Genomic DNA, 12623 nt, shown 5'->3' on the forward strand with positions numbered 1-12623 from the left:
CTGAAGTTTTCAACAAAGGTTATAATGATTTGGTTAGTCGTATCCAACTAAATGAGCCTATTCCGATTGATCCTTACGCAGTTACATCCCCAGCTGAGTTTTTTGCTGTATTTTCTGAATTATTTTTCGAAAAACCGCAAATAATCAGACATTATTATCCTGAGATTTATGATTTACTCGTTAAATTTTATCGCCAAGACCCACTCAAAATTAAGTAGTGGATCTATTTTTAGGGAGGAGATCACGCCTTATTAGTAGATGTTAACAGGGATTAATCCGCTTCAATGTCATCCAGGAGATATCATTACTTTGCAGCGGATAATATTTATAGTGTCAATGTTTCTAAGTCAGTCGCAATTTCTCTGCATGTTGATGGGAAAATTTTAAACTATCACGAGTCGACATAAATTACGATCCTGTGAATGATAATAGAAGCATCATTGTTGATGTTAATTAAATGAAAAAGCGCCATTCAAAATGGCGCATAAGGTTAATTACAGATTCCATTTAACACACAATTTTTAAGTTCAGTAGCAAACTTAAAGTTATTGTTTTGATCATAGGTTATTTCCCAGTTAAATACCCCACCAATTGTCCCATAGGCACGGGGAGGAACATAGGTATCACAGCTTATGCTACTTTTTGTAGCGGTTCTTAAACATTGAATCGCTCGTTTAATGATGGAGGTCGGTTTTACAGGTGAACCATCACTGTTGCCGTTTGCATCGGGAGCGGGGTAGCCTAAGACGACTTGGCTTGGTTGTAAATGGCTGATGTAGGGTTGAAAACCCGTTGCCTGGCCGTTCACCGTTGCAGGCCAGTCTTCTAATAAATCAGTCGCCATGGCTACACTGAAATTCGGTGTATTGGGTGTGTCAGAATGACATACTAAATCAATACCAAACGCACACCCGGTATTGTATAACTGAATTCCGACCCAAGCTATAGAGTGATGAGTCTGCAGAATTAATGACGCGTAATTCCCCCAAGTTTGATCAAATCCAGAAGTGGCGGCAATATTCGCTACTTGAGGTGTGAGAGTAATTAATAAATTAGGATTTTGTTGATGCATAGTGTTGATAATATTTGCTAAAACAGCAATATCACCTTGAGGCTGAGAGAAAGTACCACTCCCATTAATTCCATGCTCGATATCAATGTCAAATCCATCAAAACCATACTGAGTGATTAATCCAGTGAGTGAATTAATGAAGGTTTGTTGGAAGGCTGCTGGAGAACTTGCAGCACTTAAGACTTGATGAAAATCGACAGTAGTATCAGGAATACTAGTTAAGGCTCCACCTAATGACAGTAGGACTTTGATACCAGCATTGCGTAGCGATTGAATATATTCTTTGGTGACTGTGTCAAATGCAGAAGCTATTACACCCGGTGTTGTGGTGCTGAACACACCAAAAGCAACCATCACATGAGTATATCCTGCATTCGCTAAAGATTGTGCAGAAGGAGGTGTTTTCCACCCTGGAATATACGTAATGATTCGTTCTTTGGCTTCTGTAATTTGAGTTAAGGTGATTGTTTCCACTGCATTCGCTGTAGCAGTGAATGGTTGAGGCGAGAAACTAACGGTATAACCTGGAACATTTTCAGCTGAAATCGTATAAATGACTCCTTCAGTTAAATTGATAACCGCTGAACCAGAACCATTACTTAAATGAATGGTTTGTACAACAGGTGCAGTATTATCATTCGGTGTTAGAGTTACCCTTAATGAAGTCAAAGTCGTAGGTGCCCCTAGTAAATTAAAGGTTGTGGCTGTTTGTGCAACTTGCTGACAACTGTAGGTTAAATTAACTACAGGTGTAGTCGTTGCACTCGCAACAACGTTAGCGGGTATCAATGTGGGATTACATTTAACATTATTATAATTGATGACCGCTGTTGTCAGACTATAAGTACTATCATCTTTTAAATTAGAAACGGTCGTTATACTATCCCAAGTAACGGCTTTAGACGTACTCGCGCCTGTGCCGCTTTGAGTCAGCACTACTGTAGGATCGCTAGTGTATCCTGTAAGCTCATTTGGTAATGCTTGTGTCTGAATATCGATTTTGCCGGTATTAGGTATCGCGGTATAAGTAATGACCGAATTCACCGTTTGATTTTCCGATACTTGCACGGTTTGAGGAACAGCAGAGCCTTGGAATGTGGTTCCTGCAGTATCATTTACACTTTCTGGAGAAATAGTGTATGTGCCTGTTGCAAGCCCATTAACAGTCAACGTCGCTCCCCAGTCTAATTGCACATCCTGGATGGGTTGTCCATCTATTGTAAGGTGGATGAGTGCATAATTTTGAGTCACGTTTGCTGGTTTTGAACTGTTGTTTTTTAAGTTAAGAATGCCTGTACTCGGGGTTGAGGCTAAATAAACTTTCGTACTGTCGTCGACGTAATCATCGGCAGGGGCACCATACATAACGGTAATGGATTTTCCTGAGGGAAGCATCGTTGTGGATCCGACCCAACTGGGAAAATGTAAATTCAATGTGGCTAAAAAGTGGTTCCCAGACGGTTGTGAACTGATTGTTAATACATTATCAGGATAGGGAAGCGGATCAAAATTACCCCAAAATGAAGTATTTAGATTGGTTGTATTATTAAAGGTAATTGTAGCATTCTGAAAATCGACGGGTTGGCCACAATTATTGGTTAATTTTAGACTAATGTCTTTCCAATGTGCATTTCCTGTCGCAGTAAATTGACTACCTATACATGCTGTAGGTTGAGCTATAGCGGGTGCAGCAGCAGAAGTATCCATTGATACTGATGCCAAAATAGAACAGGCACTAAGACCTATAAAGTATTTTTTCATTAGAACTCCTTTCTTTTGTTATTTTAAAAATGTGAAGACTAAAACTATCGAAAGTGAATCGACGTAAAAAAACTCATCAGTAGAGGAATATAGTTAACGAATAAGACAATTACGTTTATTGTTTGAATGCGCGCTAATAAACGATATTAAATCTAATTACCGTAATAATGATACTTAATATTGGCTCAAGATTGCTATCATACACTAGACTATACGCTCATCACCCCTCAGATTGCTGTTACGCTTAATTTCCCAACGCACTGTTTTTGAGCCATCTCTCTACTAAAATACTATTTCCTTTAAGTTCTTTAGGAATGCCAGAGAAGCAGCAGGGGTTCAATATTTAAACAAAAAATTGTTCTGAATTTCTTGCTTTTTGTTCTCAACGATACAAAAAATTTTGTTCTGTGCAAAAATGGATTTTAGATTATAGTTGAAATAGAAGTGCTTTTTGAGGTGCTGATGGTTATCATTTTCACCAGTTGCAAATTTATCTCGTCAACTTGCAATATGAAAGGGGAAAATAGTGATGCATTCAATGAGTGAATGGTGGATGTGGGTCGTTTTTTTTCTCTTTATTGGTTTAATGTTAGCCATTGATATGTTTGTCTTTGGGGGCAAAAAGGCGCATCGTGTTTCCACCAAAGAAGCGTTAACGTGGGTAATAGTCTGGGTAACTTTGGCATTGTCATTTAATCTGCTCTTATGGTTTTATCTACTAAATACTACAGATGCGGCTACTGCTCATCGACAAGCGTTAGAATTTTTTACAGGCTACCTTATAGAAGAATCACTTTCCATAGACAATATGTTTATCTTTGTGATGATCTTTAAATACTTTGCCGTGCCAATGGAATATCAAAGACGCGTTCTATTGTTTGGGGTGATAGGTGCCATTGTCATGCGTCTTTTGCTTATATTATTAGGGCTGTGGCTGGTTAATAAATTTCATTGGATACTCTATGTATTTGGAGCATTTCTGCTCTTTAGTGGTATTAAGCTTTTTTGGGTGGCTGAGAAAGAACCTAGTCTTGAAAAAAATTGGTTATTATTTTGGATGCGAAAACATTTAAGGATCACCGATAATTTTCACCAGGAATATTTTTTTGTAAAAAAAGACAATCTGTTTTATATTACACCACTATTTTTAGTATTAGTGCTTATTGAGGCAAGCGATTTAATTTTTGCTTTGGACAGTATTCCAGCAATTTTTGCGATCACTGATGATCCATTTATTATATTTACCTCCAATATTTTTGCAATTTTGGGCTTGCGGGCGATGTACTTTTTACTTGCCAACATGGCAGACCGTTTTCATCTCTTGAAATATGGTATTGCACTTATTTTAACGTTTGTTGGTTTTAAAATGTTAATTGCCTATTGGGTTAAAATACCTATTTTTATTTCTTTGGGATTTATCGTAGCTACTCTTCTCATGAGTGTTTTGGGCAGTTTGGTTAGTAAAAAAAATAATAAAGACGTATAAGGGGTGTTAATGTCAGATTTTAAGCAAAAACTAGCATGGGCTCATGGTGAGCCCATTAGTACTGGAAAAATAAAATCTATTCCTGAAGATTTCAAAGTCAATGAAATACTTGGTTTTGAACTTACGGGGGAGGGTGAGCACCTATACCTGCAAATTGAAAAGAAAGGGTTAAATACAGAGGAGCTAGTGCGATCATTAGCCCGGATGTTATCGAAATCGGAAAAAGCGATTTCCTATGCAGGTTTAAAAGACAAGGAGGCAGTGACTACCCAGTGGTTTTCGGCTCATTGTCCGGGTGAAACTGTTAATGTCGAGGATTTAAAGGGCGAAGGCTGGCGCCTGTTACAAGCGAAACGGCATGCTAAAAAATTAAGAACGGGGGCTTTGGCTGCTAATGAATTTATTCTAGTTGTCCGCAATCTTACTAGTCCTCAAAAGATAGAAGAGCGCTTAGGGCAAATTTCAATTAATGGTGTGCCTAATTATTTTGGTCCCCAACGCTTTGGTTATAGTAATAATAATTTAGTAAAAGCCGAACAGCTGCTTTTAGCCGGTGTAAGAGTCAAAAATCATTTTCTTCGAGGCCTCTATTATTCAGCAGCGCGTGCTTTTTTATTTAATCAGATTTTAAGCGAACGGGTGCAAACTAAAACCTGGAATAGAGCAGTTGCAGGGGATGTAATGCAATTAACTGGCTCAAACAGTATTTTTTCCATTGAAGAAAGTGATGCAGTTATTGAAAAAAGGATTGCTGAATTGGATATTTCCCCTGCTGCTCCATTATGGGGAAAAGGAGAAGAACGACTTACATTGCAGGCTTTGGCATTTCAGCAAAAAGCATTGTCACCTTATGGAGCTTGGTGTAAAGCATTAGAACAACATGGATTGGAGCGTGCTTACCGCTCGTTAAGATTGGTAGTTGAACACATGAAATGGCACTGGCAGGATGATAATTTACATTTATCTTTTCAATTAACAGCAGGGAGTTATGCAACTGCAATAATGAGGGAACTAATCGTAATGGATTAAAAATAGACTTCCTTCCGTCTAAACATAGCAACGTCATTCTGACCCTGAGGAACCGTCATAAAATTTAAAAAATGGAAGAAAAGCGAGATGTTCGCAAGTAGATTGGTTGTTAAGATCTAATAAGAATCTATCAACATTCCCAATGCAATAAAAAAGGGTAAGTTGGGTCGTTTTCGACCCAACGGAGCATGCATGAATTCAATGTCTGGTCAAAAAATAACCATTCGGACGCGGTTTAAATAGTTATTGTCGAGGCGCTACTTTTATCGCAATCTTCTACAACACTTTCTTTTTCACCCGTATAAGAAGCAAGCACAGCTAAACTGTCATCCCCATTAATCTGCATAAGCTTTCGTTCTTTCTCTACTTGGGTGGCAAAGAGCTTTTTTAACTCTTCCAGATAAATCGGCTTCTTTTCTTCATCTAGTGGGACAATAGCAGTTTGCTCACCATTAACCGTTACTTTTAATGTCTTTTCCTGAATTTCAAAATCAACCGGACAAAGCTGATAATTAGAGGGAAGTTGAGAAGATAGAGTATTCATATCAACAAATTTTAATTCAACACCATTAATGACACGGTGCCCATTGACTAATAAAATACCATTTAGATTTTCGGGATTACTGTGCCCTGAGTAAAGTTGAGCGAGCAACATGCCAGTTTTATAAATTAATTTCCATCCCATGTCAGCAGAGAATCCCGCGACCAAGCCAAGGCCTTGTCCGGCTATGTTACCTGCTGTTCCTAATACCAAAGCTAAATTTACGCCACAATAGGTATTTAGAATACGACCGGCATACGTTGGGACCAGCAGTGAGGCACCCAAACCCGCCGATGGTCCCATACACATGACCAGCCCACTGCCCAAAACAGCAGTTAATTTATAGTGTACTGGAAGTAATTTAGAGGATTTGCCAAGCATTTCCCCCAATAAGAAGCCCATGGTATAGCCTGTAAGCTCTAAAGGCTTACCCATTAAGGGCATCATTACTTTTGTTATTGGAAAGTTTGTTTTATCTTTTCCATGCAAAGCATCACAACTTTTTGTGACAAAATGTAAAAAATCATCCCACTGCTTTTCGGTAAATTTCTGTGATAACTGGGCATTAACTACTTCAAAGCGTCCTCTTTCTAATAGATAGCGTTTTGTTGCCAATAAACAACAGGCCTTGGTTTCTTCATCCAAATAATTCGTTGAAGTGATGCCCATCGCTTCATGCATTAATTGCTCCAAAACAGCATTTTCACCCGAGCGCACGGGATAGGTTTCATCAATTTGTGATTTAATACTAAGGCAAACCGTTACAAGCACACATAAGGCAGTATGATATTTCTCGATACGCTCCTTTAATGATTGCAAATCAGTCAGATTTTGTTTGATTTCATCGCCTGGTTCATTTTCTGACAATTCCTCTTTGATCAAACGTTGTATATCAGACTCAGTGATTTTATCAACGGCAAGATCAGTTGCCAAAGCATCAAGCCATTTTTCAATCAAATTAATTTGTTTATTGCGAGCTTTAATGTCTTTTGCACCAAAGAAGCGACTTATCCGATAGGGTTGCTTTGTCTCATCGAGCGTAATGTTAGCGCGATTCTGATAATCAATGCGTATAGTATTTAATTTGGTTATAAAGTCATCAGATAATACGAAGAGCATTATTGCACCTCACATCCTGTTAAAATATCGTCCTAATTTTTTATATTACGGATTCTTTGATTAAATGCAATCTTAAGTGGTTAAATTTTACTTGGCAGTATGAATTGATAGGAAGGGAAGCGTTGAAATAATTAACCAATTGAAGAACTGATGATATAGTGACAGTTATATTTGTAAAAAAGTATTATTTTTCAGGGCTGGTATGACATCAATAAAACATTTTATCAAGTTACTGAGATTATCCCATTGGACTAAAGCTGCTTTTGTTTTACTTGGTGTCCTCTATGCTGGTTCACTTGAATATCTTCCCGATGCTCTCTTGGCTGCACTTGCTTTTTGCTTAATTGCTAGCGCAGTATATATTTACAATGATTTTCAAGATCGCGAAGAAGATCGCCTGCATCCTCAAAAATGTGAAAGACCTTTGGCGTCAGGTGAAGTATCTGTCGATTTTGCAGTCGGTATGTTAGCTTTTCTTTTAATTGGAGGGCTGTTACTAGCCTGGTCTATTTCAAGCAATTTGGCAGCATTGCTTGGGATCTATTTACTAATAAATTTAGCCTACAATCATTTGTTAAAAAATGTACCTATTCTGGATGTTTTGTGTATTGCTAGCGGCTTTTTATTAAGAGTTTTGGCGGGAACTATCGGAATAGGATTACCTATTTCCTGGTGGTTGGCTTTCACAGCTACTCTAATCAGTTTATTTATTGCCCTGTGTAAGCGTCGTCTGGAAAAACAGTTAGGGCTGCATTACTCGACGCGTGCGGTTTTGAAAAAATACTCTTCCCGTTTACTTGATATTTTAATAGTGTTTACTGCTATAGCGAGTGTTGCCGCTTATTTTTTCTACACAATTTACGCTCGTGATGAATCATTTTATTTTCTATTAACCTTACCCTTTGCTGCGATAGGCATATGGCGTTTCGCCTGGTTAACGACAAGAAATGCAGAAAACGACGATCCGGTTTCACTTTTTTTTAATGATAACTTGTCTCGTTTTAATTTACTTTGTTTTCTAGTATTGACCTTTATTGCTCTAGTCAAATGATAAAAAAAGTCAGTCTGTATACCCTTTTAGTCCTTGGGCTGGGCTACTTATTGGTATTACAAATCAAAGCAATTTGGCCTTTCACCATTGACGATATGTATATTTCACTTCGTTATGCCAAACACTGGGTTGAGGGGTATGGCTTACTATGGAATATTGCTGAAGAACCTGTGGAAGGGTATTCAAACTTTAGCTTCGTTGTCATTGCAGCACTTGCGCTTAAATTAAGTATTGACCCAATTATTGCCCTTAAAAGTGCAGGCGTTTTTGGGCTTCTCTTAAGCACAATAAGCCTTTATTTTCTTTCCCGTTTTTGGTTTACGCCCTGGATTGCCTGTATTCCATGTGCGTGGTTATTGCTTTATAAGGGAGAAATTCTCTGGAGTGTAAGTGGATTGGAAACAACAGTGTATCAGGCACTGATTTGTTCTTCGCTTGTTATGTTGTTTCGCGGGATGGGTTATCAATTATTTCCTAAAAAAAGAAGCCAATCAAACGCATTTTATGGCATCTTAGCTGGTATCGTGTTGGCACTGGCAGGTATGACCAGACCCGAAGCACCAGCATTAATGCTCACTTTTTATGGACTGGCTCTCGTTGATAAACCTGAAAAAGGCGTTCGACATTACTATTATGGGTTGTTATGGAGTGGCCTTAGTCTTGTGTTATTATTTTTACCTTATTTTTTTTGGCGATGGCAATATTATGGACACCTATTCCCAAACGCAGTTTATTGTAAAGGATTTAGAGAATTCTCTTTTTCACTGATTTTGCAATACATCGAGCTTGTCTGGCCTTTTTTATTGATTGCCTTGCCAGCCCTATTAAAAACAAATGACAAACGACATTATTTCTTATGGGTACCTTCACTTGTATATTCAGGGCTTTTGTGGGGGGCTGACCCAATTGTGGCTTTTGCCAATCGTCTATTTTTGCCGGTTTTTATTTTGTTATTACCACTTACCCTGCAGGGGATGAGGTATTCAATTTTATATTTTATACCAAAGAATGACACTTTTTGTTCAGTTTACCTCACTATTGCTGCTTTGTTATTTGCTTTTTTGTTTATTCCTAAAATGACTTTAGCCAGTTATCGGTATTTTGCTATCAATCCCCAGGCAGGGATAAGACTCAGGCAGGAAGTAGTTGCATGGTTAGATAAGTATATCCAACGAGGTAGCCGAGTTGTTTTAGCGGATAGTGGTTTGATTCCGTATGCCAGTTCTTTGAATTTTATAGACTCCTACTGTTTAAATAATAAGAAAATGACTGAGATATCGACAGAAAATAGGTATTTGTGGCTATGTGATGAGGTTATTAAAAGTAAGCCCGAAGTCATTATTTTAACTTCTTTAAAAATAAACGGTAAAATTATTTATACGCCAGCTGATCGTTGTCTAAAGCAAGCATTAGAAGCCAATAAATGGTATAAATCCAGTGCATATTTTAAGTCAGATAGCCAAAATTCTTCTTATCGTTATGAAATTTATACCCTATTAAACTGAAGCTGTAGTAATATAAGGCAACATATCTATCTGGATTTGAGTCTTGCTCAGTTAAAGGATTTGTTTAAACATGCAGAGTTTTTCTATTTTTTTTAAAAAATTATATAAAAAATTTCCAGTTATTGCGTTTGATATGCTGGCTATTCCACTAGCCTGGTATTTTGCATACTGGTTGCGCTATAACTTGCAGCCTTTTCCAAGTGACCTGACAAACTCCTATTCATTGATATCTTTATTAATTCTAACGTTAATCCAAACGGGATGTTATTACTACTTCAAAGTTTATCGCGGATTGTGGTGTTTTTCTTCATTAAACGATGTAGCAAGAATTATCAAAGCCACTGCTTTTGCTACCGTACTCTCTGTTCTGGCGCTATATTTTACATCGTTGTTGCAACATATTCCGCGTTCTGTGTTTCCTTTGTACGACTTGACACTGATTACTTTTTTGTGTGGCGGAAGGCTCCTTTTGCGTTCTTATTGGGACTGGAAGGAAAAAGGGCAGTCGACAGAAAGCAAACGGGTTTTAATTATCGGCGCGGGAAGGGCGGGAGAGAGTCTTGTTCGTGATTTAAAACGTGCTAAATCTTATTATCCAGTTGGCCTTATTGATGATAACGTAGGAAAAAGAGGCCTGGAGGTTCATGGTGTCCCGGTTTTAGGCACTACGCGAGATTTGCTTGATTTGGTGGTTGAACTCAATATCGAGCTTATTTTTATTGCTATACCTTCCGCTCGTTCAGCTGCGATGCGCCGTATTGTTAATTATTGTGAAGAATGTAAAATTCCTTTTCGTACATTACCTAGTATTTCTGCATTAGTTGCAGGTCGGGTCGAAGTGGATGCGTTGAGAGAGGTAAACATCGAGGATTTACTGGGAAGGGATCAAGTTCAACTGGATTGGCAAAAAATAGCCTCGAGTATTAAAGACAAACGTATTGTAGTGACGGGGGGTGGAGGTTCAATTGGTTCTGAATTATGCCGCCAAATTATGCTGCTGAAGCCTAAGAAGTTATTAATTATTGATAACTCAGAGTTTAACCTCTACAAAATCGAACTTGAGTTAAGTAAAAAATTTCCGGAGATAGCGCTTGAGCTAGCATTAATTTCCATCACTGATATAACGGCCGTTGATTTTCTGTTTCATCAGTTTAAACCCCAAGTCATTTTTCACGCCGCAGCATATAAGCATGTTCCTATGTTAGAAGAACAGGTCCGTGTTGCTGTGCAAAATAATGTTATTGGCACACAGGTCGTTGCAGAAGCAAGTGTGGCTGTTGGTGTTGAGAAATTTATTTTAATTTCAACAGATAAGGCGGTTAATCCAACAAATGTAATGGGGACAACCAAGCGAGTCGCCGAAATTTATTGCCAAAATTTAAACGAGCGTGTGGATACGCAGTTTATTACTGTACGTTTTGGCAATGTACTGGGTTCTGCTGGAAGTGTGGTTCCACTATTTCAAAAACAAATACAGGCAGGTGGTCCTATCACAGTAACGCATCCAGATATCCAGCGTTATTTTATGACCATTCCTGAGGCTTGCCAATTAATTTTACAGGCCATGGTTAATGGTATAGGTGGAGAAATTTTTGTTCTTGATATGGGTGAGCCTATAAAAATTTGTTATCTTGCTGAACAGATGATTCGCTTATCGGGCAAAGAACCCGGCAAGGATATCGCTATCGAATACACGGGATTAAGACCAGGCGAGAAATTATATGAAGAGTTATTTCATGCGTCTGAGCAGTTGGTGCAAACCTCTCATGAAAAATTGTTTAAAGCCAAATTTCGTCATTTGGAATGGACTGAATTAACACAGACAATTCGATTATTAAATACGGCCTGTACCATGCATAATAATCCGGAGCTTTATATTTTATTGAAAAGTTTAGTTCCTGAATTTAATTGCCAAACTGAACAAAGCGCAGTTGTGAATATACTTGAATAGAATAGGTTATTTATTACAGCGTAGGAAACATTGTAAACTCTTAAGTAAAATGGGGTAGTGCATGACTTTTGCCTATACTCTTATAGATTTAACGCATATATTAACCGCTGAGATTCCTTGTTGGGAAGGTGATTGCGGGTTTCAACATTATAATGTACACGATTATGAAGCAGGTTTAGAGACTTCATTTCGTGTGCAGCGTCTTAAAATGGATGCTGGTATAGGAACGCACATGGATGCTCCTGCGCATTGTATTTCGGGAGGAAAAACCATAGCCGATTTCGATTTGAATGCGTTGTTGTCTCCCTGTGTTCTTATCGACGTTTCTAATGTCGCCAATGCTAATTACACAGTAAAGCCTAATGATATTTTAGAGTTTGAAGCCTCTCATGGTGAAATAATGAAAGGATCTTTTGTCATTATTAGAACCGGGTGGGATAACTATTGGGAAAACCCTGTCAAATATCGTAATCACTATTGCTTCCCTTCTCTCGAAGAATCTACAGCGAAGCTACTTTTGCAGCGCGGAATAACAGGACTCGGTATAGACACACTTTCTCCAGACAGGCCAGATACAGGGTATCCAGTTCATCGAACTTTTTTAGGTGCTGGAAAATATATTGTTGAGAATATAGCCAATGCAAGCTCACTACCGCCTTTAGGAAGTTATATTTTAGTGCTGCCTATTAAGATAAAAGAAGGGACGGAAGCCCCTGTGCGCTTAGTCGCTTTACTTAAAAAGAATGTTGCTGTGTGATCATCGGGTAGATGGCAACAGTTTAGTTGATTAAGCAATGGAGTCATTGGAGTAAAAAAGACTTCTTATTGGTAAGTGAAGAAAATCCTTGCTATGCTCCCAAAACTGCTCTTTGAACAGAGTAAAAAACACAAATACGGATCGAGCTTTGTTTGGCAACACTAATATTGCATTCCCAATGACATACGGAGTGAGACATCTCCATGATGCGAGGAGATCCCTCACTTCGTTCGGGATGACGTAAGTCTTTCCTGATATTTGCCCCTGAGGGGCTAGGCGGCTCAGGATTACGGTTTTTAGCTATGTCCAAAAGCTTCATACACGTCATCCTGAAAGCGACATAGTCGCTTG

Annotated in this window: 10 protein-coding genes; 7 read left to right on the forward strand and 3 right to left on the reverse strand. The window is 38.4% G+C overall.

Translation table 11 applies throughout. From position 1 onward, the window contains the following. On the forward strand, positions 1-218 hold a 218-nt coding region (locus Ljam_RS02035), incomplete at its 5' end, for a zinc-dependent peptidase (protein ID WP_162262906.1). 272 nt (positions 219-490) lie between these two features. On the opposite strand, the gene Ljam_RS02040 is transcribed toward Ljam_RS02035, so the two are convergent. After that, entirely contained in the window at positions 491-2833 is a 2343-nt protein-coding gene (locus Ljam_RS02040) for a glycosyl hydrolase family 18 protein (protein WP_058448475.1), read from the reverse strand. Between the two features lie 529 nt (positions 2834-3362). On the opposite strand from Ljam_RS02040, the gene Ljam_RS02045 reads away from it, so the two are divergent. Both Ljam_RS02045 and truD read left to right on the forward strand, forming a co-directional pair. Beyond that, positions 3363-4319 carry a TerC family protein gene (locus Ljam_RS02045; protein WP_058448476.1) on the forward strand — a complete coding sequence of 319 codons (957 nt, stop codon included), beginning with the start codon at positions 3363-3365 and terminating at the stop codon, positions 4317-4319. 9 nt (positions 4320-4328) lie between these two features. Next, on the forward strand, positions 4329-5348 hold the full coding sequence (truD, locus tag Ljam_RS02050; protein ID WP_058448477.1) for a tRNA pseudouridine(13) synthase TruD: 1020 nt from the start codon (positions 4329-4331) through the stop codon (positions 5346-5348). Between the two features lie 235 nt (positions 5349-5583). Here truD and Ljam_RS02055 read toward each other — a convergent pair whose 3' ends face one another. Next, positions 5584-7008, reverse strand: coding sequence for a hypothetical protein (locus Ljam_RS02055; protein ID WP_058448478.1), 1425 nt, complete (start codon positions 7006-7008; stop codon positions 5584-5586). Between the two features lie 202 nt (positions 7009-7210). On the opposite strand from Ljam_RS02055, the gene Ljam_RS02060 reads away from it, so the two are divergent. The 4 genes from Ljam_RS02060 to Ljam_RS02075 all read left to right on the forward strand — a co-directional run bounded on the left by Ljam_RS02060 (position 7211) and on the right by Ljam_RS02075 (position 12272). Next, a complete protein-coding gene (locus tag Ljam_RS02060) occupies positions 7211-8059 on the forward strand; it encodes a decaprenyl-phosphate phosphoribosyltransferase (protein ID WP_058448479.1) in 849 nt (282 codons plus the stop codon). Continuing rightward, positions 8056-9564 (forward strand): hypothetical protein, encoded by a 1509-nt coding sequence (locus tag Ljam_RS02065; protein ID WP_058448480.1) that lies wholly within the window; start codon positions 8056-8058, stop codon positions 9562-9564. Before Ljam_RS02060 ends, Ljam_RS02065 begins: the two co-directional genes overlap by 4 nt. A 70-nt stretch (positions 9565-9634) precedes the next feature. Continuing rightward, positions 9635-11515: a polysaccharide biosynthesis protein gene (locus Ljam_RS02070; RefSeq protein WP_058448481.1), complete on the forward strand. Its 1881-nt coding sequence runs from the start codon at positions 9635-9637 to the stop codon at positions 11513-11515. 61 nt (positions 11516-11576) lie between these two features. Then, on the forward strand, positions 11577-12272 hold the full coding sequence (locus tag Ljam_RS02075; RefSeq protein ID WP_058448482.1) for a cyclase family protein: 696 nt from the start codon (positions 11577-11579) through the stop codon (positions 12270-12272). Positions 12273-12363: 91 nt separating this feature from the next. Here Ljam_RS02075 and Ljam_RS02080 read toward each other — a convergent pair whose 3' ends face one another. Continuing rightward, positions 12364-12591, reverse strand: coding sequence for a hypothetical protein (locus Ljam_RS02080; RefSeq protein WP_058448483.1), 228 nt, complete (start codon positions 12589-12591; stop codon positions 12364-12366). Between the last annotated feature and the right edge of the window lie 32 nt (positions 12592-12623).

It is taken from the genome of Legionella jamestowniensis, assembly GCF_001467745.1.
Taxonomy (GTDB): Bacteria; Pseudomonadota; Gammaproteobacteria; order Legionellales; family Legionellaceae; genus Tatlockia; species Tatlockia jamestowniensis.